Genomic DNA, 24,381 nt, shown 5'->3' with positions numbered 1-24,381 from the left:
TCAGCCGTCGGGGCACGTGCCGGGCACCTGATCCGTACTGTCTGTTGAACCCACCGACATGCACCGCACGCACCGCATCGGACTCGAAGGGCATCACTGTGCAACTCCATACCACCAGCTGGGGCGAGGGCGACCGCGTCGCGCTCCTCGTCCACGGGATCATGGCCGACCACCGCACCTGGCGGAAGGTCGGGCCCGCGCTCGCCGCCCAGGGCTACCGCGTCATCGCCGTCGATCTGCGCGGCCACGGGGCAAGCGGCCGCGACACGTACAGCCCGCTGCTCTTCGCGGACGACCTCGTCGAGACGCTGCCCCGCGGCGCCGAGTTGGCGGTGGGTCACTCACTGGGCGGCCTCACGCTCTCGCTGGCCGTGGAGCGGCTCGCGCCCCGGCGTGCGGTCTACTCCGACCCGGCCTGGCATCTCCCCGCCGCGCTCGGGACCGGACCCGAGCGCCTCGCCCGGGCCAAGGCCTTTACGCGGGAGGAGATCGCGGCCTTGAACCCGCGCTGGGAGGGGCGTGACGTCGACATCGAGCTGGAGACTCTGAGGCTCTGGGACGAGGCCACCGCGTTCGGCCTCACCGAGACCTTCGGCGCAGATCTGCGGCCGGCGAAACCGGTCGTACCTTCGCTGGTGACACGTGCCGACCCGAGCCTTCTCGTCTCTCCCGCCGACGCCGCCGAGCTGGCGAGGCGCGGCTTCGAGGTCCGTACGGTCAAGGGCGCGGGCCACACCATCCACCGTGACGACTTCGACGCCTTCATGACGTCGCTGGAGGGCTGGATCTGACGGGTTGGATCTACCAGCCGGAGGTGAAATGCCGGATGTGCCGTGCCGGAGGTGACGGCTCCCGTTCCCCGACCCGCCTCCCGGCACTGCCGCTACTGGTCCTACCGTGAGGCGGGTGACGATCTTCCCTGGCGCATCCGGCACATCCGGCGCATTCAGCACATCCGGCGGGCCCTCCGACCTTCCCGGCAGCAGCGGCCCCGCCGCCACCACCGAGGCCGATCCCACCGAGGTGGGCTCGGTCCGCACCTCGTACGCCCCCGACCGCGACGGTGATCCCGACCCCGGCGAAATCGTCTGGACCTGGGTGCCTTTCGAGGAGAACGACGGGCGCGGCAAGGATCGCCCGGTGCTGGTGGTGGCCCGGGAGAAGAGCGGCACGCTGCTCGCCGTCCAGCTCTCCAGCAAGCGCCACGACCGGGACCGCGAGTGGGTGGCGATCGGCGTCGGGCCGTGGGACCGCGCGGGACGCGAGTCCTGGGTAGACCTCGACCGCGTCCTGCGGGTACATGAGGACGGTATGCGCCGTGAGGCGTGTGCGCTCGACCGATCCCGCTTCGACATGGTCGTACAGCGGCTGCGGGAGCGCTACGGCTGGCGCTGACCGAGCCGCTCGAGCCGGTCGGCGAAGGTCCGCTGGAACGCCCCGAGCGTGGCCTGCGCGGGCGTACGGTCCAGTACCGCGAAGACGATCTCCTCGAAGTGCCCCGCAAACCGTCCGCCCCCGGTGAGCAGTGCGTGGAAGGCGCCCGCCACCACTGCGGGGTCGTTGCGGAAGACCCCGCAGCCCCAGGCGCCCAGCACCAGACGCCGGTAGCCGCGCCCGGCCGCCGTCTCCAGGACCCGCTCGGCGCGGGCGGCCAGGGCGGCCGGGATGCGGTGCGCCTGGTCCGGGGTGCGCATCGCGATCACTCCGGCGTTCGGCGCGGGCGAGGTCAAAAAGCCCACGGTGTACGGCGCGTCCAGCAGCCGTCCTCGGTCGTCACGGAAGACCGGCACACCGGGCGAGTGGATGACCCGGTCGGTGTAGAACGGGCTGCGGTCGGCGCGGTGATGGCTGTAGAACTCGGGTGCACGCAGCAGCGTGACGTACAGGGCGGAGGCACGGCAGAGCGCTTCCTCCTGCGCCTGTGCGCCGTTGAGATAGCCGCCGCCCGGGTTGCGCGCGGAGGCGAAGTTCAGGACGGCGACCGGTCCCGCGTCCGCGGCGGTCAGCCGACGGGCGGCTTCCATGCTGCTCTCGCCGGTGACCTCGAACGCTGTTGTACGGTCCGTGCCGGGCGTGACGGGTACGGGCCCGGGGCCGTACATCCGGGTGCCCTCCAGCGCGGCACTCACCTCGGTCCCGATCCGTATCTCTCGTCCGCCGGGCAGGTGATACCGGCCCGCTTCGACGATCTCTTCGGTTTCCTTTGCGATCCCCCGCAGTCGTGCACTCATGCGCGCATCCTCGGCGACCAGGGGGGTATGCGGCAATCGGATTTCCGCTCGTCAGCGCCCCGTCACGGGCAGATCGGGCCTGTCCCTGGGCAGGTAACGGGCAGGTCAGGGGCATATCGGCGGCACTCTTGTGCGAAGCGGCGGCCGTAGCCTTAGGTTGGCAGAGAGCCGTCGACAGAGGAGCCGATCATGCATCCACCCGATCCGGGCGACTACGGCCGGCCGATCGCCGAGGACGAGGCAGAAGACCTGCTCCGATGTATCTGCTTCAAGAACGGGCCACCGCGCACCGTGGGCGTGGAGGTGGAATGGCTCGTCCATGACCTGGACCTGCCCCAGCACCGCGTCCGGGCCGACCGTCTCGAGGCGGCCTTCGACCAGGTACGTTCCCTGCCACTGAACTCGGCCCTCACCTTCGAACCAGGCGGCCAGCTGGAGCTCAGCTCGGCTCCCGCCGCCTCCCTGATGGAGTGCATCGACTCCATCGCCGCCGATCTGGACGCGGTACGCTCCGCGCTCCGCCCGGCAGGCCTCGCTCTCACCGGACTCGGCCTCGATCCCTGGCATCCGCCGCGCCGACTGCTGCACGCACCCCGTTACGACGTCATGGAGGCATACTTCGACCGGACGGGCCCGTCCGGTCGCGCCATGATGTGCACGTCGGCCTCCATACAGATCTGTCTGGACGCGGGCGAGGCGGAGCCGGGTCCGCTCGGGCACGGCCGGCGCTGGCAGCTCGCGCATCTGCTGGGAGCGGTGCTGATGGCGGCGTTCGCCAACTCCCCCGCGCGGGAGGGCCGCTACACCGGGTGGCGCTCCACCCGGCAGGCCGTGTGGGCGGAGCTCGATGCCGTACGGCCCATTGCGCCGCCCCTGGGCCTGGAGCCGCGGTCCGCCTGGACCGCGCATGCGCTGGACGCGCCGGTGATGTGTGTCCGTATGGCAGAGAGTCCGTGGGAGCAGCCCGAGAGACTCACCTTTCGCCAGTGGATGCGCTCAGGGGTGCCACGCCGGCCCACCCGGGAAGACCTCGACTACCACCTGACCACGCTCTTTCCCCCGGTACGGCCCCGGGGCCATCTCGAATTGCGCATGATCGACGCCCAGTCGGGCGAGGACGGCTGGATGGTGCCGCTGGCCGTCACCACCGCACTGTTCGACGACGCCGAGGCGGCGGAGACGGTCTATCGCGCCGTCAAACCGCTGGCGGAGACTGCCGGTCCGCTGCCCGCGCCGCGCAACCCCCTCTGGGTCAGCGCCGCCAGGGACGGGCTGGCCGATCCCGAGCTGCACGCGGCGGCGGTGACCTGCTTCGCCGTCGCCCTGGAGGCACTCCCCCGCATCGGTGCGTCGAAAGCCGTGCAGGACACGGTCGCCGACTTCAACGAGCGTCATGTCCTGACGGGCCGATGTCCCGCCGATGATCTGCGCATCCCGTCCCTCGGGAAGGAACTGAGCACATGAGTGAAGAACTACGACGGCGCGCACTCGACGCACTCACCGCCGCCCGCAGCCGCACCGCGCTGCTCACCTCCTGCGTGGACGACCATGATCTGACCGCCCAGCACTCCCCGTTGATGTCTCCGCTGGTCTGGGATCTGGCACACATCGGCAACCAGGAGGAGCAGTGGCTGCTGCGGACGGTGGGCGGGCGTGAGGCGCTGCGGCCCGAGATCGACTCGGTCTACGACGCCTTCGAGCATCCTCGCGCGCTGCGGCCCACGCTTCCGCTGCTCGCCCCGGCCGAGGCGCGCGTCTACGCCTCGGACGTACGGGGCAGAGTCCTCGACATCCTCGACCGCACCCCCCTCGAAGGAGGGCGGCTCATCGATTCCGGCTTCGCCTTCGGGATGATCGCGCAGCACGAACAGCAGCACGACGAGACCATGCTGATCACCCATCAGCTGCGGAGGGGCCCGGCCGCGCTCACCGCTCCCGAGCCTCAGGCGGGCAGCGCTCAGGACCTGCCTGCCGAAGTGCTTGTCCCGGGCGGCCCGTTCACGATGGGTACCTCCACCGAGCCGTGGGCGCTGGACAATGAGCGGCCCGCGCATCAGCGTCTCGTGTCGGCGTACTTCATCGACACCGTGCCGGTGACCTGCGGCGCCTACCAGGCCTTCATCGAGGACGGCGGCTACCGCGAGCAGCGCTGGTGGGCGGCCGAGGGCTGGGACCAGATCCGGCAGCACGGCATCAGTGCGCCGCTGTTCTGGCAGCACGAGGGAGGGCAGTGGCTGCGCCGCCGCTTCGGGGTGGTGGAGCCGGTGCCGGCGGACGAGCCGGTGCTGCATGTGAGCTGGTACGAAGCCGATGCGTACGCCCGCTGGGCGGGGCGGCGGCTGCCCACCGAGGCCGAGTGGGAGAAGGCCGCCCGGCACGATCCGGACGCGGGCCGTTCCCTGCGCTATCCGTGGGGCGACGCCGATCCGACACCGTCGCACGCCAACCTCGGCCAGCGCCATCTGCGGCCCGCTTCGGCCGGCAGCTATCCGGAGGGCGAATCCCCGCTCGGCGTCCGGCAGTTGATCGGTGATGTGTGGGAGTGGACGGCCAGCGACTTCCTGCCGTATCCGGGCTTCGCCGCCTTCCCCTACCGCGAGTACTCCGAGGTCTTCTTCGGCAGCGCGCACAAGGTGCTGCGCGGTGGTTCGTTCGCCGTGGACGCGGTGGCCTGCCGCGGTACCTTCCGCAACTGGGACCTGCCGGTGCGCCGCCAGATCTTCTCCGGTTTCCGCACGGCGAGGGACGCGGACCCGCAGGAGGGATCGTGAGTACACGGACGGGGCCGGCCGCACGGACGACGCGTGGCGCGTCACCCGGCCGCGGCGCACGCCGAATCGGACGGCACCCATTGCCGTGCGGACGGCGTCCGTCGCCGTGGGCCTGTGCCACTTCGACGCACAGTGCACAGCGGCACGCGCGGCAGCATGTGCCGCGCGCCCGGGCCGCGACGACCCGAGGGGGACTCCTGGGAACGGCCGTACGCGCGCCGATCGCGCAGCCGGAACGGCCGGCGCGTGACACCGCCCGACGGCGGGCGTCGTGCGCGCTCCCGCAAGGAGGCGTGCGCTGATATGTGCAGGCATCTCGCCTTCCTCGGGCCCCCGCTGCCGCTCGGCGCGCTCCTTGTCGAGCCCGCGCACAGCCTCTTCCGGCAGTCCTGGGCGCCGCGCCGGCAGCGGTACGGGACGGTCAACGCCGACGGGTTCGGGGTCGGCTGGTACGCCGAGGGTGATCCCGTGCCCGCCCGCTACCGGCGCTCCGGGCCCATCTGGGCCGATCTCTCCTTCGCCGATCTCACCCGGGTGGTCCGCAGCGGTGCCCTGCTCGCCGCCGTCCGGGACGCCACCGAGGCGGGCGCGGACGGCGAGGCGGCGGCGGCGCCGTTCACCGGCGGGCCCTGGCTGTTCAGCCACAACGGCGCGGTCAAGGGCTGGCCCGGCTCACTGGCGCCGCTCGCCCTGTCCCTGTCCGCGGCCGAGCTGCTCTCGCTCGAGGCCCGCTGCGACTCCGCGCTGCTGTGGGCGCTCGTGCTGCACCGGCTGCGCGACGGCGACGAGCTCGGCCAGGCGCTCGCCGACACCGTTCACGATGTCGCCGAGGCCGCGCCGGGATCCCGGCTGAATCTGCTCCTCACCGACGGCGAGACGATCGCGGCGACCGCGTGGGGCGACACCCTCTGGTATCTCGCCGAGCCCGGCCGTCGCACGGTCGTGGCCTCGGAGCCGTACGACGACGATCCCTACTGGCGGGAGGTACCCGACCGCACCCTGCTCGCCGCCACCCGAACCGATGTCCTGCTGACCCCGCTCAAGGAGCCCCCCGCGTGAGCCCGTTCCTGCTGACACGTACCCTGCCCGAGGACGCGACGGACGCCGCCCTGCGCGCCGATGTGCTGCAAGGCCTGACCCGTACGCCCAAAGCCCTGCCGCCCAAGTGGTTCTACGACGCGCGCGGCAGTGAACTCTTCGAGGAGATCACCCGGCTCCCCGAGTACTACCCGACGCGCGCGGAGCGGGAGATCCTGACCGCCCGGGCGTCCGAGATCGCAGCGGCGACCGGTGCGCGCACCCTGGTGGAGCTGGGCTCAGGATCCTCGGAGAAGACCCGCCATCTGCTGGACGCGCTGCCCGGCCTGCACAGCTATGTGCCGGTCGATGTGAGCGAGAGCGCGCTGACCGGCGCGGCCGAGGCGCTGCTCGCCGAGCGGCCCGGACTCAATGTCCATGCCCTGATCGCCGACTTCACCCGCGGTCTTGCCCTGCCCGGTACTCCGGGCCCGCGGCTGGTGGCGTTCCTCGGCGGCACGATCGGCAATCTGCTGCCGGCCGAGCGTGAGGTGTTCCTGCGCTCCGTTCGGTCGCTGATGGACTCCGGTGACGCGCTGCTGCTGGGCACGGATCTGGTGAAGGACGAGGCGGTTTTGGTCAGGGCGTACGACGATGCGGCCGGGGTGACGGCCGCGTTCAACAAGAACGTGCTCGCCGTCATCGCCCGGGAGCTGGGCGCGGACGTCGACCCCGATGACTTCGAGCATGTGGCGCTGTGGGACCGCGAACAGGAGTGGGTCGAGATGCGGCTGCGCGCCCGTTCCGCGCTCACCGTGAAGATCCCCGAGCTGGGTCTGGCGGTCCCCTTCGAGGCGGGCGAGGAGATGCGCACGGAGGTGTCGGCGAAGTTCCGTCAGGAAGGCGTACGCACCGAACTGGCGGAAGCCGGGCTGGATTTGATGCGCTGGTGGACGGATACGGAGGGCCGCTTCGCGCTCTCTCTCGCGACGGCAGGCTGAGCGGCAACGGCCAGCTGAGCGGCGCGGGCCAGTGAGCGGCGGTCGGGGCAGCTCCCCGCGGGGATCGGCGGCAACAGCCGTATCTCCGCGGTGAGCCCGCCGGCCGCCGCGACCCGCCACAGGGACGCGGCCAGCGGATCGTCCCCGACGAACGCGGCCGCTCCGGTGGGCTGATAGCTGATGTGTACGGGCTGGACGGCGACGCCCGAGTCCAGTGCGGCCTGGAAGACGGCGGGCCGGAATCTGCCCTGATCGCGTCCGCACCAGGTGGAGCCCTCGGGGAAGGCGATCACGCGTGCGCCGCCGCCGAGCGCGGACGCCATCTCCCGCACGGTGCCGGGCAGCGTACGGAGCCGGTCGCGCTCCACGAAGAGGGTGCCGCCCCGGGCGGCGAGCGGGCCGAGGACCGGCCAGCGCCGGACCTCGCTCTTGGCCAGCATCCGTCCGGGAAGGGCCGCCGCCATCAGCGGTATGTCCAGCCAGGAGATGTGGTTGGCGACCACCAGGGACGCCCGCGGGCCGTACGGCCGGCCGGTGATCCGTATCCGTAGCCCGAAGGCGCGCAGCACCGTGCGTGCCCAGTACCGGGTCAGCGGGTCACGGACCCGGGCCCCCAGCAGCGCGGCCGCCGGCGCGAGCAGCACACCCACGGCCACGGCCAGCGTCCCGGCCAGCAGCCGGGCCGCCGCCGTGAGAGCGCCGGCCGCCGGGCCCTGGTGGACGGCACAGCCCTTCGGGGTGCAGGGGGCGCTGGGCAGCCAGGCGCTCATCGCACGGGGGCGAGGGAGAGGAAGTGCCGCAGGTAGCGGGGGTTGGTGCGGCGCAGGGAGAGCAGGACGTACAGGTCGGCCACGCCGAAGTCGGGGTCGTGGGCGGGCGCTCCGCACACCCAGGCGCCGAGTCGCAGATAGCCGCGGAGCAGGGGCGGCAGTTCGGTGCGCCCGGCGGGGCGGGTGACGGAGTCCGGGTTCCAGAGCTTGTGGGGGGTGACCCAGTACTCCTGTGGGGCGAGGTTCCTGTCCTTCACGGTGTCCCAGGTGGCTGCCGCCAGCGTGCCGCCGTCCGCGAGCGGTAGAGAGCAGCAGCCGGCCAGCCAGGTGTACCCGGTGCGGGTCATGTAGCGGGCGAGTCCTGCCCAGATGAGGGCGATGACGGCGCCGTTGCGGTGGAGGGGGTGGACACAGGAGCGGCCGACCTCGACGAGGTCGTCGCGGATCGGGGCGAGCCTGGTGAGGTCGAACTCGCCCTCGGAGTAGAGGCGTCCGGCGCCCCGTGCGCGGTCGGGCGGGAGCAGCCGGTAGGTGCCGACGACCTCGCCGGTGTCGGCCTCGCGGACGAGAAGGTGGTCGCAGTACGCGTCGAAGGCGTCGATGTCCAAGCCCGGCTCCGGGCTCTCGAGCCGCGCTCCCATCTCCCCGGCGAACACCTGGTGGCGCAACCGCTGCGCGGCTCGTACGTCCTCCTGGTCCCGGGCCAGGGAAACGACATAGCGGGGCTCGTCGGATTCGGAGAGGGGCGACGGAAGCTGGACGGGAACGGACGCGGAGAGAGGGGCGGGGACGACGACGGGCGATGCGGGCATGGCTGTCTCCTGTGCCGGACGGAAGAGACGGGCCGCGGGTGCGGCGGCCCGGCTCCTTACTTCTTCCGTGGCCGGCTGGATTCGACATGACCGCCCGGCGGAGTGCGGATGTGCGACGGCTGAATGCCGGGGAATGCGGTGCCACCGGAACTGCACAGAGGGTAAGGAGGCAGAGCGCAGGGAGAGGGGCGGGGAGGGGGTGCCGCTCAGTGGGGCTCGACCGCCTCGGTGATGCGCCCGGATGCCGCCCGCGCCGCGCGAGCGTGGTCCCGGCCTGCAGGACGGCACTCACTTGCGGCTTGATGGGGGTTGTCGGCCTCGACGTCGACCCTCAGCGGTGAGCTGGGCGTGGCTCGGCCGCGCGCGGCTCCCGCTGCCGTCGCCGCCGTGCTCTCCTCGTCCGCGATGACGCCCGCGAGGGTGGTCTCGTTCGGCACGTAGTTCATCGTCCGGGCGAGGTCTGTCTGCCACTGCCTGCCCGCCGTCGCCTTGATGACGTCGATGGCGGCAGAACCGGTCAGGGCGCCGGAAGGCGTGGAGCCGGATCCGGCGGCGGGCACGGAGGTCCGCCTCGCATCCGCCCCCGGTCGGCAAAGTGCCCGCGATGCGACCACGGTGACCGGTTTGTCCAGGTCGGCAGGGAGGGCATCGAAGCGGCGAATCGCCTGAAACCATGATCCCGCGCTTGCGTCAAGTGACATCGGCCACAGGGATTTTTGGCACTTAGGTCGCTGAATAGTAGATGACACCTCGGGGACATAGGGAGATTTGTCCGTCTTGGTGCAGACATACCCTGCACAGCCTTCGGCGGCATTCGGTCCGCTCGGCGCTTTTGCCCGTCCGTCGAGCGAGCAAGCACTTCTGACGGAGCAACAGGGATTTCCGGAACTCCAGGATCCGGACCAGCACGCCTGTGCGCTCGTTGCAAGAGACCTCCGGTCCTACGAACCGAGGTAGTACGTGCCGTCGTTGCCCTGCCCCGACCGTGGTTCTAAGAATGGCGGCCGCAAGGCGTCTCCGCAGCTCAGGCGCAGATACGCGCAGAGTCGGCAGCACCGGGGCGCTCCGCGATTACCGAGCGAGGTCACGCATGAGCAAGCATCGTAAGAAGACGTACTACCGGCAGATAGTCATCGCTGCCGTCGCAGTGGGAGCCGTGGGCATGCCCTCTGCCGCCATGGCCTGCTTCGACCCTCAGGAAAACGCGGGCAGCCGGTCCGACGGCCACTGGAAGAGCACGAACTCCGAGGACCGGTGGAGGGGTGACGCATGGGGCCAGAATCCGGCTGCGGGAAAGTGGCAGAAGCCTTCTGCGACTCCAGGTACGCCCAAGGCCACCGCCTCGCCAAGCACTCCCAAGACCACCGCGGCCCCTAGTACACCCAAGACCACCAAGGCTCCGAGCGCACCGAAGGCCACCGCGGCCCCCAGCACACCCAAGACCACCAAGGCTCCGAGCGCTCCGAAGGCCACCGCGGCTCCGAGCGCGCCGAAGGCCACCGCGCCGGCATCCGGAGCTGCGGCGCGCGTGCTGAAGCTCGTCAACAGCGAGCGCAGCAAGGCCGGATGCTCTCCGCTCACCCTGAACGCGAAGCTGACAAAGGCCGCCCAGGACCACAGCAAGGACATGGCGTCCCATCGGAACATGTCCCATACGGGCTCCAACGGGTCGTCTCCGGGCGACCGGATCACGGATGCCGGCTATCGCTGGAGCACCTACGGCGAGAACGTGGCCTACGGCTACACCACGCCGGAGAGCGTCATGGCGGGCTGGATGACCAGCCCCGGCCACAAGCGCAACATCCTCAACTGTGCGTTCAAGGAGATCGGCGTCGGCCTCGCGCAGCCCGGAAACTACTGGACGCAGGACTTCGGAACGGCCCGATAGAAGGCCCGAATCCGGCCGCCACATGCCCCGGTACCACTTCTGCGGGGACGGGCGGCCGTCCTCCACCGGATGAAAGGCCCCGACCGATTCGCCGGTCGGGGCCTTCGTTGTCGGTACGCCGTAAACGCCGCATATACAGCGAAATGCACATCTGCGGGCGCGGGATCCGTAAGGCCGACTCATGAGTCGGCGGGACGGGCGGCGAACAGCACGGAGGCCGCGCCGGGCCGGCGTCGGCAGCGATGCAGAGTCGTGACCGCCCGGACCGTACGGGTGATCGAGCCTGCCTGCCTGCCTGTGGAACAGGCAGACGCCCTCCATCGCAGCGGCCGCTCCCGCCTTCCCGGCATTCCCTCGGCGCCGCCGGCTTCGGCCGTCCGCTCCCGACGCCTCGCGCGCCGCCTTGCGGTGGGGCACGGTTGGAGTCAACGCATCGAGAGGAGTGCTCCACACATGTCGAATCACACCTACCGGGTCACCGAGATCGTCGGCACCTCGCCGGAGGGCGTCGACCAGGCCATCCGCAACGGCATCACCCGTGCGTCCCAGACCCTGCGGGGACTGGACTGGTTCGAGATGACCGAGGTTCGCGGCCAGATCGTGGACGGGCAGATCCAGCACTGGCAGGTCGGTCTCAAGGTCGGCTTCCGCCTCGAGGAGAGCGACTGACGGGGGGGGCCGAGCGACTGACGGGGGGCCGAGCGGCTGATCGGGCGCGCCGGGGATCAGGTACGACCCTCCCGCTCCTGCGCGTCCTTCAGCGCCTCGGTCGTACCGGCCGCCCACCGGGCCCGTACGACAGGGAAGCCGGCCCGTTCGGCGTCGTCGCACACCAGCTCGTCGTCGTCCACCAGCATCCGCAGCTCGCGGTCGCGGCCGAGCCGCCGCAGTATCTCCAGCTTGGTCCTGCGGGCGGGCCGCCGGTCGTCGTTGCGCCGCATGAACACCCGTCCCTCGGGCAGCCCCTGTTCCGCCAGCCAGGCGAGGGTGTCCCGGCGGCACCGTTCCGGCCTGCCCGTGAGGTACATGACCTCGCACTCCTCGGCGGCCGCAAGGCACAGCTCCACACCTTTGGCCAGCGGCGGGTCGTCGGGGGCGCCCTCGAAGAAGGCGTCCCAGTCGCGCGGCCTGCGCTCCAGGAAATGCTGCCGGTGCCCGGAGTCCGCGAGCGTTCCGTCCAGGTCGAATACGGCCAGTGGCCTGCTGTTTCGCGTCACGTCCCCACCCTAGGCAACGCGGCGGGAATCCTGGACCGGCGAGCGGGTTGAAGCCTGTGTGAGCACAGTCATCGCGTCCACCCGCCTCTCCGTACTCGACCGTTCCCGTACCCGCTAGGGGCATGACGGCCCCGCGGCCCTGCGCGACACCGTGCGCCTGGCCCAGGAGCTGGAGGCGCTCGGCTACCACCGCTTCTGGGTCTCCGAGCATCACGGCGTGCCGGGTGTGGCGGGTTCCGCTCCGACCGTCCTCGCCGCGGCCGTCGCGGCCGCGACCTCGACGATCCGCGTCGGCACCGGCGGAGTGATGCTCCCCAACCACCAACCCCTGGTCGTCGCCGAGCAGTTCGGGGTGCTCGAATCCCTCTTCCCCGGCCGGATCGATATGGGACTGGGCCGCTCGGTCGGCTTCACCGACGGGGTACGCCGGGCGCTCGGTAGGGACAAAAAGGACGCGGAGGACTTCGCAGGCCGGCTGGACGAGCTGCTCGGCTACTTCCGGGGGTCCGCAGATCGCTCACCACAGGGGCACGGCAGCAGCCGGCAGACGGCGCATCCGCAGGTCCACGCCCGCCCGGCGGAGGGCCTACGGGTCCCGCCGTACGTCCTGGCCATCGGCGAAGGGGCACAGATCGCCGCCGGGGCCGGGCTGCCACTGGTCATCGGCGACCTCCGAGGCCGGGACAAGATGCTGGCTGCCATCGACCGGTACCGCCAGGACTTCCGGCCGTCCGCCTGGTCCGATCAGCCCTACGTCGTCGTCGCGGGCACGGTCGCGGTCGCCGCCACCGAGGAGGACGCGCACCGGATGCTGATGCCGGAGGCCTGGTCGATGGCGTACTCCCGCACGCACGGCGTGTTCCCGCCGCTCGCCCCGCCCGGGCGGATCGAGGGGCTGACGATGACGGCCAGGGAGCGGGAGTTCTACGAGTCGGGGCTGCGCGGCCATGTCGCGGGGACCGAGGAGCAGGTCACGGACGCACTCGAGGCTGTGATCAAGGACAGCGCCGCCGACGAGGTCCTGGTCACCACCAGTACGTACGACCGTGAGGCGCTGCTCGACTCCTTCCGTCGTCTCGCCGGGATCGCGGGGCTGACCAGCGCGGACGGCTAGGCGGTGCCGTTTGGATCGGGCTGGATCGGTGAGCGGGGTCCGGCCATGGGGCGCCTCCGGTGCCCTCAGGGCTGCGGGGGAGCATCGCAAGGCTCAGGATGGGGCCCGCCGAAGGCAGGCGGGAGCCCCATTCTGAGTCGGTGACCGACGGCAACGCCGGCGAGGTGCCGCGCCGGGGCACGCGAGCCCGGCACGATCCGAAAGACGCCCCCTGGGGCGGACGCCTAGAATCGTCCGCCATGCACAGCCCCCATGACCCGTATGTCCGCGTACGCGGCGCCCAGGAGCACAATCTGCGCAGCGTCGATGTGGACATCCCACGCGACGCCCTGGTCGTCTTCACCGGCGTCTCGGGGTCCGGGAAGTCCTCGCTCGCCTTCGGCACGATCTACGCCGAGGCGCAGCGGCGCTACTTCGAGTCCGTCGCCCCCTACGCCCGGCGGCTGATCCACCAGGTGGGCGCGCCCAAGGTCGGCGAGATCACCGGTCTGCCGCCCGCGGTCTCGCTGGAACAGCGCCGTTCCTCACCCTCCTCGCGCTCCTCGGTCGGCACGGTCACCACGCTCTCCAATTCGCTGCGCATGCTCTTCTCGCGGGCAGGCGTCCATCCCGAGGGCGCCGAGCAGCTGGACTCGGACTCGTTCTCGCCGAACACCGCCGCCGGGGCATGCCCCGAGTGCCACGGTCTCGGCCGCGTCCACCGCACCAGCGAGGAGCTTCTCGTTCCCGACCCCTCGCTCTCGGTCCGCGAAGGCGCGATCGCCGCCTGGCCGGGTGCGTGGCAGGGCAAGAACCTCCGTGATGTGCTGGACGCACTCGGGTACGGCATCGACCGGCCGTGGCGGGAGCTGGAGCAGAAGGACCGGGACTGGATCCTGTTCACCGACGAGCAGCCGGTCGTCACGGTGCATCCGGTACGGGATGCGGGCCGTATCCAACGCCCGTACCAGGGCACGTACATGAGCGCCCGGCGCTATGTGCTGCACACCTTCGCCGACTCCAAGAGCCAGACGCTGCGCACCAGGGCCGAGCGGTTCCTGGCCAGTGCGCCCTGTCCGTCGTGCGGGGGCAGCAGACTGCGTCCCGAGGCGCTGGCGGTGACGTTCGCGGGCCGTACGATCGCCGACCTGGCAGGCCTGCCGCTGACCTCGCTCGCCGAGGTGCTGGAATCCGGCTCGGTCGGCGGCGGTGAGACCGCGCGCGTGCTGACCGCCGATCTGCTCGCCCGCATCGCCACGGTCACCGAGCTGGGCCTGGGCTACCTCAGCCTCGACCGCACCACTCCCACCCTGTCCAACGGGGAACTGCAGCGGCTGCGGCTGGCCACCCAGCTGCGTTCGGGGCTGTTCGGCGTCGTCTACGTCCTGGACGAGCCGTCGGCCGGTCTGCATCCCGCCGACACCGAGGCACTGCTGGTCGTGCTGGAACGGCTGAAGGCGGCCGGCAACTCGGTTTTCGTGGTGGAGCACCATCTGGATGTCGTCCGCAGCGCGGACTGGCTGGTCGATGTGGGGCCGCACGCGGGCGAGCACGGCGGTCTGGTGCTGCACAGTGGTCCGGTGGCCGACCTGGCCGGTGTCGAGGCTTCGGCCACGCGGCGGTTCCTCTTCCACCGGCAGGCCGTGCCGGAGCGCGAGGTCCGTACGCCGTCGGGCTGGCTGGGGCTCAAGGGGGTCGACCGGCACAATGTGCGGGGCGTGGACGCGCGGTTCCCGCTCGGGGTGTTCACCGCGGTGACAGGTGTATCGGGTTCGGGGAAGTCGACGCTGGTGGGGCAGGTGCTTGCGGGGGTGCTCGCCGAGCACCTCGGCTCACAGCCCCCGGACTCCTCGGAAATCATGGACACCACGGACACCACGGCGTCCACGGAGAGCGCATCGCCCGCTCCCCCCGGCTGTGTCTCGGTCGAGGGTCTGGCGGCCGTGCAGCGTCTGGTGCAGGTGGACCAGCGCCCCATCGGCCGTACTCCCCGCTCCAACCTGGCCACCTACACCGGGCTGTTCGACGTCGTACGCAAGCTCTTCGCCGCCACCGACGAGGCGCGTGCCCGCGGCTACAAGGCGGGCCGGTTCTCCTTCAATGTGGCGGGCGGCCGCTGCGAGACCTGCCAGGGCGAGGGATTCGTCTCGGTGGAGCTGCTCTTCCTGCCCAGTACGTACGCCCCGTGCCCCGACTGCGACGGCGACCGCTACAACCCGGCGACGCTCGAGGTCCGCTACGAGGGTTTGAACATCGCCGAGGTGCTCGGCCTGACGGTCGAGGCCGCCGCGGACTTCTTCGCCGGTGTGCCCGCCGCCGTACGCAGTCTGCGCGCCCTGCTCGATGTGGGTCTCGGCTATCTGCGGCTCGGCCAGCCGGCGACCGAGCTGTCGGGCGGTGAGGCCCAGCGGATCAAGCTCGCCACGGAGTTGCAGCGACTGCGCCGAGGCCACACCCTCTATGTCCTGGACGAGCCGACGACCGGGCTGCATCCCGCCGATGTGGAGGTGCTGATGCGGCAGTTGCACGGTCTGGTCGAGGCGGGCCACTCGGTCGTGGTCGTCGAGCACGACATGGACGTGGTCGCGGGCGCGGACTGGGTCATCGACCTCGGCCCGGGCGGCGGCGACGAGGGCGGACGTATCGTCGCCGCCGGGTCTCCCGCCGACGTGGCGGGTGCGGACGGCGGTCCTACGGCCCCGTATCTGGCCCGGGCGCTGGGCTCCGGGCAATGACCACCTTCCCGTCCCACCCGGCGTGATGCGGGCGAGCGGGCCGGCCGCCTCGCCGTGCAGGAACCGCCGCCGTCCAGGAAGCCGTCCGCCGCGTCCCCTCCGACGCCGTCCCCGCCCGGCTAGCGCTTGGCCTTGCGGGTGGCCCGCAGCCACTCCTTGTTCATGGCCGCTATGGACGGCAGCGGGATGCCCTTGGGGCAGGCGGTGGCGCATTCTCCGGTCAGCGTGCAGCCGCCGAAGCCTTCGTCGTCCATCGTCGCCACCATGTCCAGCACCCGGGTCTCGCGCTCGGGCGCGCCCTGTGGGAGCACATTGAGGTGGTTGATCTTCGCCGAGGTGAAAAGCATCGCGGAGCCGTTGGGGCAGGCTGCGACGCATGCGCCGCAGCCGATGCACTCGGCGTGCTCGAAGGCGTAGTCCGCGTCGGGCTTGGGCACCGCTGTGGCGTGGGCCTCGGGAGCCGCGCCGGTCGGAGCGCTGATGTAGCCACCGGCCTGGATGATCCGGTCGAACGCCGACCGGTCCACCACCAGGTCCTTGACGACGGGGAAGGCGGAGGCCCGCCACGGCTCGACGTCGATGGTGTCGCCGTCCTTGAAGGAGCGCATATGGAGCTGGCAGGTGGTGGTGCGCTCCGGGCCGTGGGCGTCGCCGTTGATGACGAGGCTGCATGCGCCGCAGATGCCCTCGCGGCAGTCGTGGTCGAAGGCGACCGGCTCGTCCCCCTTGAGGATGAGCTCCTCGTTGAGGGTGTCGAGCATCTCCAGGAACGACATGTCCTGGGAGATGCCGTCGACTTCGTAGGTGGCCATGGCGCCGGGGGCGTCGGGGTTCCGCTGGCGCCAGACGCGCAGGGTGAGCTTCATGCGTAGCTCCGCTGGGTGGGATGGACGTACTCGAAGACGAGGTCTTCCTTGTGCAGGACGGGCGCCTCGCCCGTCCCGGTGAACTGCCAGGCCGCGGCGTAGCCGAACTCCTCGTCCCTGCGGGCGGCTTCGCCGTCCGGGGTCTGGGACTCCTCACGGAAGTGCCCGCCGCAGGACTCGGAGCGGTGCAGCGCATCGAGGCACATCAGCTCGGCAAGCTCCAGATAGTCGACGATCCGGTTGGCCTTCTCCAGCGACTGGTTGAACTCCTCGCCGGTGCCCGGCACCTTGATACGGCGCCAGAACTCCTCGCGGATCTGCGGGATCCGGGCGAGCGCCTTGCGCAGACCCTCGTCGGTGCGGGCCATGCCGCAGAACTCCCACATGAGTTCACCGATCTCGCGGTGGAAGGAGTCGGGGGTGCGGTCGCCGTCGACGGCCAGCAGCAGATTCAGCCGGTCCTCCGTCTCGGCGACGGTCTCGGCCACCACAGGGTGTGCGGAGTCGACGTCGTTCCCGAGGGGGTTTCGGGCGAGATAGTCGTTGATCGTGGACGGCAGGACGAAGTACCCGTCCGCCAGTCCCTGCATCAGCGCGGACGCACCCAGCCGGTTCGCCCCGTGGTCGGAGAAGTTGGCCTCGCCGATGGCGAAGAGCCCGGGGACACTGGTCTGCAGGTCGTAGTCGACCCACAGTCCGCCCATCGTGTAGTGCACGGCGGGGTAGATCCGCATCGGGACTTCGTACGGGTTCTCGGCGGTGATCCGCGCGTACATGTCGAAGAGGTTGCCGTACTTCTCCTCGACCGCATTCCGGCCCATGCGCCGGATGGCGTCGGCGAAGTCCAGGTAGACGCCCTGGCCGCCGGGGCCGACGCCGCGGCCTTCGTCGCATACGTTCTTCGCGGCCCGGGAGGCGATGTCGCGCGGGACGAGGTTGCCGAAGGCGGGGTAGATCCGCTCCAGGTAGTAGTCGCGCTCGTCCTCGGGGATCTCGTTCGCCGGCCGTGCGTCGCCTTTCGCTTTCGGCACCCAGATACGGCCGTCGTTGCGCAGTGACTCGCTCATCAGGGTCAGCTTGGACTGGTGGTCGCCGGTGCGTGGGATGCAGGTGGGGTGGATCTGGGTGAAGCAGGGGTTGGCGAAGTAGGCGCCGCGCCGGTGGGCGCGCCAGATGGCGGTGGCGTTGGAGTTCATGGCGTTCGTCGAGAGATAGAAGACGTTGCCGTAGCCGCCGGAGGCCAGGACCACCGCGTCCGCGAAGTAGGTGTCGATCTTGCCGGTGATCAGATCGCGGGCGACGATGCCACGCGCCCGCCCGTCGACGACGATCAGATCGAGCATCTCGGTGCGGGCGTGCAGGGTCACTGTTCCGGCGGCGATCTGCCGCGAGAGCGCCTGGTAGGCACCGAGCAGCAGCTGCTGTCCCGTCTGGCCGCGGGCGTAGAAGGTGCGGGAGACCTGTACGCCGCCGAACGAGCGGGTGTCGAGCAGTCCGCCGTACTCGCGGGCGAACGGCACGCCCTGCGCCACGCACTGGTCGATGATCTCCACCGAGATCTGGGCGAGCCGGTGGACGTTGGACTCGCGGGCGCGGAAGTCGCCGCCCTTGACGGTGTCGTAGAAGAGACGGTGGATCGAGTCCCCGTCGTTGCGGTAGTTCTTGGCTGCGTTGATTCCGCCCTGCGCGGCGATGGAGTGCGCCCGGCGCGGCGAGTCCTGGAAGCAGAACTGCTCGACGTGGTAGCCCTGTTCGGCGAGCGTGGCGCCCGCTGCGCCGCCCGCGAGGCCGGTGCCGACGACGATGACGGTGTGCTTGCGGCGGTTGGCCGGGTTGACCAGCTTGGCCTCGAAGCGGCGGGTGTCCCAGCGCTCGGCGATGGGGCCTTCGGGAGCCTTGGTGTCGGCGACCGGCTCGCCGGTCGCGTACGCGGCGTAGTCGTTGTACGCGCCGGCGTCGCGGTATTCGCCGGGTTCGTTGTATTCGCTGGGTTCGTTGTATTCGCTGGGTTCGTTGTTCGAGTTCATGTCAGCTCACCACTCCGGTCATGACGGCGACGGGGACGGAGACGAATCCCACGGTCAGCACCAGCGCGAGACCATTGGCAACGGTCTTGAGCATCCGGTCGCGGGTCGCGTTGCCGACGCCGAGGGTCTGGGCGGCGCTCCAGAAGCCGTGCCGGATGTGCAGCCCGACGGCGAGCATCGCGACGATGTAGATGACGTTGCCGTACCAGGTGGAGAACGTCGCGACGACGTTCTCGTACGGATGACCGGGCTGCGCGTTCTCGTTGACCGTGAGGGTCGTCAGATCCAGCAGATGCCAGACGATGAACAGTGCCACGATGATGCCGCCCCAGCGCATGGTGCGGGTGGCGTAGCTCGACCGCTTCCGCTTGTGGACGTAGGCGGTGGGCCGGGCCTTCAGATCCCGGCGGCTGAGCTGGTACGCGGCGACGGCGTGCCCCACGACGGACGCGAGCAGCACCACGCGGACGATCCAGAGCCCCCACTCGTAGTGCAGGACGGGTTCGCCCATGGTGCGCAGCCAGTGGCCGTAGGCGTTGAACTCCCCCGCGCCGAAGAAGACCTTGAGGTTGCCCATCACATGCGCCACCAGGTAGCCGAGCATGATCAGGCCGCTCACGGCCATGACCGTCTTCTTGCCGACGGTGGATCCCCAGAAGGTTCGCGTGTGGGACGGTTTTCGATCCGTCCGCGTTGCCAGAGCCATGGGTACGACGCTAGGGCCGAAGCACCCCAGAGGTCCAAGACATGGTACTGCTCATGTCCATAGGCATGACCTATCGTGGGTCCATGCAGTTCCAGCAGCTCCTCTACTTTGTGGCGGTCGCCGAAACCCGGCATTTCACCCAGGCCGCCGAGCGGGTCCATGTCGCCCAGCCGTCGCTCTCGCAGCAGATCCGGGCGCTGGAGAAGGAGCTGGGGGCCGAACTGTTCAGCCGGGCCCGTGGCAATATCACCCTCACCGACGCCGGGGAGGCACTGCTTCCCCTGGCGCGCCGCATCCTCGCCGACGCCGACACCGCACGCCACGAGGTGCAGGAGCTCGCCCAGCTGCGCCGCGGCCGGGTCAGGCTGGGAGCCACGCCGAGCCTGTGCACCGGTCTGCTGCCCGATGTGCTGCGGACCTTCCACGATCTGCATCCGGGCATCGAGCTGCTGATCGAGGAGAGCGGTTCGCACGATCTCGTACGGGAACTGGCGCGCGGGTCCCTCGATCTGGCCCTGATCGTGCTGCCGTTGCCGGCCTCCTCGCCCGCACTGACCACCGTCGAGCTGCTGCGGGAGGACCTGGTCGTGGTGTCGCCCCCGGCCTGGCGGCCGGGAGGTGCCCCCACCACGGCGAAGGGCCCGCGCCGCCCGGTACGGATCGCCGATCTGCAGGACGAGCCGCTGGTGATGTTCCGGCACGGCTACGACCTGCGCGAGCTGACCGTCGCCGCGTGCCGCGCGGAGGGCTTCGAACCGTCCTTCACCGTCGAGGGCGGCGAGATGGACGCCGTACTCGGATTCGTACGCGCCGGACTCGGTGTCGCGGTGGTTCCGAGCATGGTCGCGGAGCGGGCCGGGCACGATCTGCGGGTCACCCCGCTCGCTCGTCCGGGGCTGCGCCGTACGATCGCACTCGCCCACCGCAGCGATGTGGCCCCGCCGCGCGCCGCCCGGGAGTTGCAGCGGGTGCTGCTCAGTTCCCGGGCGACGGCTGCTTCGCCCTCCCCCTGACGTCGTCCGGGGGACCTCCGCAGGCTTGAGCGCGCTACACCGCGTCGGCCAGTAGCAGCGAGTGGATCCGGTCGGGTGCGCCCGGGCGGGCGTAGTACCAGCCCTGGGCGGTGTCGCAGCCCAGCTCCCGCAGCTGCTCCGCCTGCGCGCCGGTCTCCACTCCCTCCACCGTGACGGCCAGCTCCAGGCTGTGGGCCAGCGAAACGATCCCTTCGACGATCTTCAGATCGACGGGGTCGGCCGGGTGCCGCTGCATTCCCTGGGTGAAGGAGCGGTCCAGCTTGAGCACGCTCACGGGCAGCCGGCGGAGATTGGCGAGGTTCGAATAGCCCGTGCCGAAGTCGTCGAGCGCTATGTCCACGCCCATCTCGGCGAGTTGGCGCAGCGGTTTGAGGAGATCCTCGTCGGCACCGATCAGCGCGGACTCGGTGACCTCCAGGCACAGGGCGCCCGGTTCGAGGCCGGAGCGCTCGAGCACGTCCACCGTGTCGGCGACCAGCCCCGGGTGGTGCAGCTGGGCCGGCGAGAGGTTGACATTGATCCGCAACGGGCCGCCGTCGCAGTGACGCTTCTGCCAGAACCGGGCCTGCCGTACGGCCTCCTGGAGCACCCAGCGGCCCAGCGGCACGATCAGCCCGGTATGCTCGGCGAGCGGAATGAACCGGTCCGGTCCCAGTACGCCGTGCTGCGGATGGCACCAGCGCACCAGCGCCTCGGCCCCGTGAACGCTTCCGTCCCCCAGGTGCACCAGCGGCTGGTACTCGATGAAGAACTCCTCCCGCTCCAGGGCCGCGGGCAGCGCGGTGGTCAGGCCGTGCCGGGTGATGGCGCGGGCGTCCGCCTCCGGGTCGGCGACCTCGAAGCGGTTGCCGCCCGCCGACTTGGCGCGGTACATGGTGATGTCGGCGCTGCGCAGCACCTCGGCGGCGGTGCGCTCGCCCGCCGGTCCTTCGACGATGCCGATGCTCCCGCGGACCGTGAACTCCCGGCCGTCGACGCGGATGGGCGAGCCGAGCACGCCGAGGATGCGCGTGGCGAGTTCGTCGACCTCGCGCTGGGTGTCGGGTCCGGTGGTCAGTGCCACGAACTCGTCGCCGCCCAGGCGGGCCACCATCTCGCCCGGCGCGGTGGCGCAGCTCTGCAGTCGGTCCGCGACCTCCACCAGCAGCCGGTCCCCCGCCGCGTGGCCAAGGCTGTCGTTGATCGCCTTGAAGCCGTCGAGGTCGAGGTAGCAGAGGCCGAAGCGGGCGCCGTCGCCCGCCGACAGGGCCTTCTCCAACCGCTCGAAGAACAGCGTCCGGTTGGGCAGTCCGGTGAGCGCGTCGTGGGTGGCCTCATAGCGCAGCCGCAGATTGAGCAGCCGCCGCTCGGTGGTGTCCTCCATCAGTGCCAGCTGGTACTGAGGCCTGCCGTCGGCGTCCCGCAGCAGGGAGACCGTCAGGTTGGTCCACAGCACGGTGCCGTCGTTGCGGAAGAACGGCTTCTCCGCCCGGAAGTGCTCGCGCTCGCCGCGCACCAGCTCCCGGTAGAGCTGCCAGACATGGGGCCGGTCCTCGGGATGGGACCAGTCGGTCACCTTCCTGCCGCGCACATGGTGCTCGAGCCCGCCGAACATCCGGGTGAGTGTTTCGTTGACCTCCAGCACGTTGCCGTCGAGGTCGGCGATCCCGATGCCGATCGCGGCGCCCTCGAACACTGCCCTGAAGCGCGCCTCGGTGGCGTGCAGAGCCTGCGCCGCGTCGCTGCGGGCCCGCAGCGAGGAGCGGGCGATGGCCTCCTGCTCGGCGAGGGTGCGCTCGCGCAGCCCGTGGGCGAAACCGGCAGCGAGGGCGTGCTGGAGCCTGGCGCAGCGGGCCCGGCTCTCTTCGGCGGTCAGCTCGGACTCACCGCCGGCGCCGCAGTACAGGACCAGATAGGAGTCGACGACGCCGAGTGTGCGGCTGAGCGCTTCGGGGTCGGTGCAGTGAGCATCGATCAGAGCGGTCCCGACACGGTGGGCGGCCTGCGGGTCGAAGGGGCGCGCGTGCAGCGTCTCGCTCAGCCGCCGGGCCAGCGGCAGCAGATGCTCTTCGATCTCGGGCCGGGTCATCGACGTGGCCGTCACCGGGAAGACGGCCCGGCTCCAGATCGTCGCGAACCGGCGGAGTCTGTCCTCAGGGCTGTCCGGGTCCGCTGCGGGACCCGCCGCCTGCGACGGCGACATCACGCCTTGCGCCCCACCCCGGCGAAGCCCGAGAAGGCGTATGGGTCCTCCTCCTTGGCGGGGGCGTCGGGCCGCCAGAGCGGCATGGACACCAGCCCGGGCTCGATCGTCCCGTACCCCTCGAAGAACCGCGCGATCTCCGCGCGTGAACGCATGACCAGGGGGTTTCGGATGTTCTGGTAGATGCCGACCGCGCCGCCCGCCTGCTCCTTGGGGAGGGGAATGCCCTCGTACGAGGCGTGAGTGAGGATGAGCAGGCTGCCGGGCGCGAGAGCGTCGCGCAACTCGGCGACGGCACTGTACGGGTCGTCCTGGTCCTCGATGAAGTGGAGTACGGCGACCAGGAGCAGCGCCACCGGCTGTTCCAGGTCGAGCAGCGCGGTGACTTCGGGACTGTCGAGGATCTGCCGCGGCTTGCGCAGATCGGCGGCGACGACGGCTGACTGCTCGTCACCCTCCAGTACGGCCTGGCTGTGTGCGACGGCCACCGGGTCGTGGTCGACATAGACCACGCGGGCGTCGGGGCTTGCCCTGCGTGCCACTTCATGCACATTTCCGAAGGCCGGAATGCCGGAGCCGATGTCGAGGAACTGGGAGATGCCCTGCCCCACCGCGTAGTTCACGGCTCGGCGCATGAACGCCCGGTTCGCCTGCATGATCTTGGGGAGGCCCGGCATGAACTCCATGGCGCGGCGGGCCGCTTCCCGGTCGACTTCGAAATTGTGCGAGCCGCCCAGGTAGTAGTCGTAAATACGGGCCACGCTCGGCACCGATATGTCGATGCCCTGCGGGGCCCAGGCGGGACGCTCCATCGATGTCTCCAACAAGTCGCCACGGGGGAGTTCGGCCATGACCATGGCCAGTGTTCGAGCCGAGGCTACTGATCGCCCGCCAAGAGAGCGAGCCCAAACGGAAATTAGCGGTCCGTTCTTGGTCACACGTCTTGGTCACATCGACGGAACATGCGAGGACTCAGACAGCGGAACAGAGAGCCGGCCCGCCGTCACGCGGGGGGCGTGAGACGGGCCGGCCGGGTCGGACGCGCAGCGTGGGGACTACTTGGGCGCTCCGACCGGCTTGCCCTCGGGCGAGACGGCATACCAAGTGCCGCCCACGCCCTGGCCGTTGGTGTCACCGGGCTTGGAGTCGCCCGCGAAGGTGTAGATGGGCCAGCAGTCGATCGTCTGCTGCTTGATTCCGTCGGGACGGTCGAAGGTCACGAAGCCCTTCTTGAGGATTCCCTCGGTGTCGTTCTTCCCGACGGGCTCGACAACCGGCCACTTCTTGAGGCAGTCGCCGGTGCAGGCCGTCTTCATGGGCCAGGCGGAGTCCTTCATGAAGCGGTAGACCGTCATGCCGTTCTTGTCGATGACGATCTCGCCGAGCTTGGGGTCGTTGCGGGTGGAGAGGCCGGCCAGGTCGGCACCGCCCTCCTCGCCCGCTTCCTCGCCGGCGCCCGCGCCGCCCGGCGCCGCCTTCTTGCCGTCGGGGGCCGACGCGAACCAGGTCCCGCCGACGCCCTGGCCCTTCGCGTCACCCGCCTTGGTGTCCTTGGCGTAGCGGTACATGGGCCAGCCCGCGATGGTGAGCTGCTTGGTGCCGTCCGCCCGGGTGACCTCGCCGAGCAGGGAGGTGTCGACACCGGGTGCGGCGGTGACGCCGCCTGCGGCGACAACCGGCCAGGCCTTCGCGCAGTCGCCTTCGCAATTCGACTTCGGCGGACTGTCCGTGTCCTTGTCGAACCGGTAGAGAGTGAGGCCGGCGCTGTCGGTGAGGACCTTGCCGAGATCCTTGCTGTCCCAGACGGCCAGTTGACCGCCGGGCTTCGCCGCAGCTCCCTGGGCGCCGGCACCGGCGCCCGCGCCGCCGTAACCGCTGTCCGAGCCGTAACCGCCGGGCTGCGCCGGGTTGGCCGCTCCGACCGCCTGGCCATTGGGGGTCTCGTTCCCCTTGTCCTGACCGCACGCCGTCGTCAGCGCGAGTACGGCCGCCGCAGTCACCGCGAGCGAGGCGTTCCGCCAGGTGTTCATG

Annotated in this window: 21 protein-coding genes and 1 pseudogene; 11 read left to right on the top strand and 11 right to left on the bottom strand. The window is 70.6% G+C overall.

What is annotated here, in order from left to right; genetic code table 11:
• Nucleotides 1–98 precede the first annotated feature (98 nt).
• Together OG883_RS13375 and OG883_RS13370 are read left to right on the top strand one after the other, a co-directional pair.
• A complete protein-coding gene (locus OG883_RS13375) occupies nucleotides 99–791 on the top strand; it encodes an alpha/beta fold hydrolase (protein ID WP_266539585.1) in 693 nt (230 codons plus the stop codon).
• Nucleotides 792–912: 121 nt separating this feature from the next.
• Complete coding sequence (locus OG883_RS13370) at nucleotides 913–1,395, top strand: type II toxin-antitoxin system PemK/MazF family toxin (RefSeq protein ID WP_266541503.1); 483 nt, start codon at nucleotides 913–915, stop codon at nucleotides 1,393–1,395.
• Here the strand turns inward: OG883_RS13370 and OG883_RS13365 are convergent.
• Nucleotides 1,380–2,231: a TIGR02452 family protein gene (locus OG883_RS13365; RefSeq protein ID WP_266539582.1), complete on the bottom strand. Its 852-nt coding sequence runs from the start codon at nucleotides 2,229–2,231 to the stop codon at nucleotides 1,380–1,382. The two genes, OG883_RS13370 and OG883_RS13365, sit on opposite strands and share 16 nt — an antisense overlap.
• Nucleotides 2,232–2,420: 189 nt before the next feature.
• Between OG883_RS13365 and egtA the strand changes: the two genes are divergently transcribed.
• The 4 genes from egtA (at nucleotide 2,421) to egtD (ending at nucleotide 7,020) form a co-directional block, all read left to right on the top strand.
• A complete protein-coding gene (gene egtA / locus OG883_RS13360; protein WP_266539579.1) occupies nucleotides 2,421–3,695 on the top strand; it encodes an ergothioneine biosynthesis glutamate--cysteine ligase EgtA in 1,275 nt (424 codons plus the stop codon).
• Nucleotides 3,692–5,002, top strand: a complete 1,311-nt coding sequence (egtB, locus tag OG883_RS13355; protein WP_266539576.1) for an ergothioneine biosynthesis protein EgtB — start codon at nucleotides 3,692–3,694, stop codon at nucleotides 5,000–5,002. The genes egtA and egtB overlap by 4 nt, the downstream gene beginning before the upstream one ends.
• A 303-nt stretch (nucleotides 5,003–5,305) precedes the next feature.
• Nucleotides 5,306–6,061: an ergothioneine biosynthesis protein EgtC gene (egtC, locus tag OG883_RS13350; RefSeq protein WP_266539573.1), complete on the top strand. Its 756-nt coding sequence runs from the start codon at nucleotides 5,306–5,308 to the stop codon at nucleotides 6,059–6,061.
• Nucleotides 6,058–7,020 (top strand): L-histidine N(alpha)-methyltransferase, encoded by a 963-nt coding sequence (gene egtD / locus OG883_RS13345; RefSeq protein WP_266539570.1) that lies wholly within the window; start codon nucleotides 6,058–6,060, stop codon nucleotides 7,018–7,020. Before egtC ends, egtD begins: the two co-directional genes overlap by 4 nt.
• Here the strand turns inward: egtD and OG883_RS13340 are convergent.
• From OG883_RS13340 to OG883_RS13330, 3 genes are all read right to left on the bottom strand, one after another.
• On the bottom strand, nucleotides 6,915–7,790 hold the full coding sequence (locus tag OG883_RS13340; protein ID WP_266539566.1) for a 1-acyl-sn-glycerol-3-phosphate acyltransferase: 876 nt from the start codon (nucleotides 7,788–7,790) through the stop codon (nucleotides 6,915–6,917). The genes egtD and OG883_RS13340 overlap by 106 nt on opposite strands.
• Nucleotides 7,787–8,602, bottom strand: a complete 816-nt coding sequence (locus tag OG883_RS13335; RefSeq protein WP_266539563.1) for a GNAT family N-acetyltransferase — start codon at nucleotides 8,600–8,602, stop codon at nucleotides 7,787–7,789. The genes OG883_RS13340 and OG883_RS13335 overlap by 4 nt, the downstream gene beginning before the upstream one ends.
• Nucleotides 8,603–8,808: 206 nt before the next feature.
• Nucleotides 8,809–9,162 (bottom strand): hypothetical protein, encoded by a 354-nt coding sequence (locus OG883_RS13330; protein WP_266539560.1) that lies wholly within the window; start codon nucleotides 9,160–9,162, stop codon nucleotides 8,809–8,811.
• Between the two features lie 530 nt (nucleotides 9,163–9,692).
• Here OG883_RS13330 and OG883_RS13325 point away from each other — a divergent pair.
• Both OG883_RS13325 and OG883_RS13320 read left to right on the top strand, forming a co-directional pair.
• Nucleotides 9,693–10,490 (top strand): CAP domain-containing protein, encoded by a 798-nt coding sequence (locus OG883_RS13325; protein WP_266539557.1) that lies wholly within the window; start codon nucleotides 9,693–9,695, stop codon nucleotides 10,488–10,490.
• A 453-nt stretch (nucleotides 10,491–10,943) separates the two neighbouring features.
• The gene (locus OG883_RS13320) at nucleotides 10,944–11,159 is read left to right on the top strand and encodes a dodecin (RefSeq protein ID WP_266539554.1); all 216 of its coding nucleotides are present in this window, start codon (nucleotides 10,944–10,946) and stop codon (nucleotides 11,157–11,159) included.
• A gap of 56 nt (nucleotides 11,160–11,215) precedes the next feature.
• Here the strand turns inward: OG883_RS13320 and OG883_RS13315 are convergent, their stop codons facing one another.
• The gene (locus OG883_RS13315; protein ID WP_266539551.1) at nucleotides 11,216–11,707 is read right to left on the bottom strand and encodes a hypothetical protein; all 492 of its coding nucleotides are present in this window, start codon (nucleotides 11,705–11,707) and stop codon (nucleotides 11,216–11,218) included.
• A 58-nt stretch (nucleotides 11,708–11,765) separates the two neighbouring features.
• Here OG883_RS13315 and OG883_RS13310 point away from each other — a divergent pair.
• A pseudogene (locus OG883_RS13310) lies at nucleotides 11,766–12,821 on the top strand (MsnO8 family LLM class oxidoreductase).
• Between the two features lie 239 nt (nucleotides 12,822–13,060).
• On the top strand, nucleotides 13,061–15,535 hold the full coding sequence (locus tag OG883_RS13305) for an excinuclease ABC subunit UvrA (protein WP_266539548.1): 2,475 nt from the start codon (nucleotides 13,061–13,063) through the stop codon (nucleotides 15,533–15,535).
• A 119-nt stretch (nucleotides 15,536–15,654) separates the two neighbouring features.
• Here OG883_RS13305 and OG883_RS13300 read toward each other — a convergent pair whose 3' ends face one another.
• Genes OG883_RS13300 through OG883_RS13290 form a run of 3 tightly spaced genes read right to left on the bottom strand, consistent with a single transcriptional unit; the run spans nucleotide 15,655 to nucleotide 19,134 of the window.
• Nucleotides 15,655–16,401, bottom strand: a complete 747-nt coding sequence (locus tag OG883_RS13300; protein WP_266539546.1) for a succinate dehydrogenase/fumarate reductase iron-sulfur subunit — start codon at nucleotides 16,399–16,401, stop codon at nucleotides 15,655–15,657.
• A complete protein-coding gene (locus OG883_RS13295) occupies nucleotides 16,398–18,428 on the bottom strand; it encodes a fumarate reductase/succinate dehydrogenase flavoprotein subunit (RefSeq protein ID WP_266539544.1) in 2,031 nt (676 codons plus the stop codon). Before OG883_RS13295 ends, OG883_RS13300 begins: the two co-directional genes overlap by 4 nt.
• A gap of 1 nt (nucleotide 18,429) precedes the next feature.
• A complete protein-coding gene (locus OG883_RS13290) occupies nucleotides 18,430–19,134 on the bottom strand; it encodes a succinate dehydrogenase cytochrome b subunit (RefSeq protein WP_266539542.1) in 705 nt (234 codons plus the stop codon).
• Between the two features lie 83 nt (nucleotides 19,135–19,217).
• Between OG883_RS13290 and OG883_RS13285 the strand changes: the two genes are divergently transcribed.
• On the top strand, nucleotides 19,218–20,147 hold the full coding sequence (locus OG883_RS13285; RefSeq protein ID WP_266539538.1) for a LysR family transcriptional regulator: 930 nt from the start codon (nucleotides 19,218–19,220) through the stop codon (nucleotides 20,145–20,147).
• A gap of 34 nt (nucleotides 20,148–20,181) precedes the next feature.
• Here OG883_RS13285 and OG883_RS13280 read toward each other — a convergent pair whose 3' ends face one another.
• The 3 genes from OG883_RS13280 to OG883_RS13270 form a co-directional block, all read right to left on the bottom strand.
• Nucleotides 20,182–22,353: an EAL domain-containing protein gene (locus tag OG883_RS13280; RefSeq protein WP_323180900.1), complete on the bottom strand. Its 2,172-nt coding sequence runs from the start codon at nucleotides 22,351–22,353 to the stop codon at nucleotides 20,182–20,184.
• The gene (locus OG883_RS13275) at nucleotides 22,350–23,162 is read right to left on the bottom strand and encodes an SAM-dependent methyltransferase (RefSeq protein ID WP_266541500.1); all 813 of its coding nucleotides are present in this window, start codon (nucleotides 23,160–23,162) and stop codon (nucleotides 22,350–22,352) included. Before OG883_RS13275 ends, OG883_RS13280 begins: the two co-directional genes overlap by 4 nt.
• Nucleotides 23,163–23,405: 243 nt before the next feature.
• Nucleotides 23,406–24,380, bottom strand: coding sequence for an SCO0930 family lipoprotein (locus tag OG883_RS13270; RefSeq protein WP_266539533.1), 975 nt, complete (start codon nucleotides 24,378–24,380; stop codon nucleotides 23,406–23,408).
• Nucleotide 24,381: the final 1 nt, after the last annotated feature.

Source organism: Streptomyces sp. NBC_01142, from assembly GCF_026341125.1.
Lineage (GTDB): Bacteria > Actinomycetota > Actinomycetes > Streptomycetales > Streptomycetaceae > Streptomyces.
Note: the sequence above shows the minus strand (reverse complement) of the source record. Positions and strands in the feature narration are given on the sequence as shown.

Bases quoted from the DNA above. Each gene is read 5' to 3' on its own strand.
- OG883_RS13285 (WP_266539538.1), top strand. From the start codon at position 19,218: ATGCAGTTCCAGCAGCTCCTCTACTTTGTGGCGGTCGCCGAAACCCGG.
- OG883_RS13365 (WP_266539582.1), bottom strand. From the start codon at position 2,231: ATGAGTGCACGACTGCGGGGGATCGCAAAGGAAACCGAAGAGATCGTC.
- OG883_RS13325 (WP_266539557.1), top strand. From the start codon at position 9,693: ATGAGCAAGCATCGTAAGAAGACGTACTACCGGCAGATAGTCATCGCT.
- OG883_RS13295 (WP_266539544.1), bottom strand. From the start codon at position 18,428: ATGAACTCGAACAACGAACCCAGCGAATACAACGAACCCAGCGAATAC.
- OG883_RS13305 (WP_266539548.1), top strand. From the start codon at position 13,061: ATGCACAGCCCCCATGACCCGTATGTCCGCGTACGCGGCGCCCAGGAG.
- OG883_RS13275 (WP_266541500.1), bottom strand. From the start codon at position 23,162: ATGGAGCGTCCCGCCTGGGCCCCGCAGGGCATCGACATATCGGTGCCG.
- OG883_RS13320 (WP_266539554.1), top strand. From the start codon at position 10,944: ATGTCGAATCACACCTACCGGGTCACCGAGATCGTCGGCACCTCGCCG.
- OG883_RS13300 (WP_266539546.1), bottom strand. From the start codon at position 16,401: ATGAAGCTCACCCTGCGCGTCTGGCGCCAGCGGAACCCCGACGCCCCC.
- egtC (WP_266539573.1), top strand. From the start codon at position 5,306: ATGTGCAGGCATCTCGCCTTCCTCGGGCCCCCGCTGCCGCTCGGCGCG.
- OG883_RS13290 (WP_266539542.1), bottom strand. From the start codon at position 19,134: ATGGCTCTGGCAACGCGGACGGATCGAAAACCGTCCCACACGCGAACC.
- OG883_RS13335 (WP_266539563.1), bottom strand. From the start codon at position 8,602: ATGCCCGCATCGCCCGTCGTCGTCCCCGCCCCTCTCTCCGCGTCCGTT.
- egtB (WP_266539576.1), top strand. From the start codon at position 3,692: ATGAGTGAAGAACTACGACGGCGCGCACTCGACGCACTCACCGCCGCC.
- egtA (WP_266539579.1), top strand. From the start codon at position 2,421: ATGCATCCACCCGATCCGGGCGACTACGGCCGGCCGATCGCCGAGGAC.
- OG883_RS13270 (WP_266539533.1), bottom strand. From the start codon at position 24,380: ATGAACACCTGGCGGAACGCCTCGCTCGCGGTGACTGCGGCGGCCGTA.
- OG883_RS13340 (WP_266539566.1), bottom strand. From the start codon at position 7,790: ATGAGCGCCTGGCTGCCCAGCGCCCCCTGCACCCCGAAGGGCTGTGCC.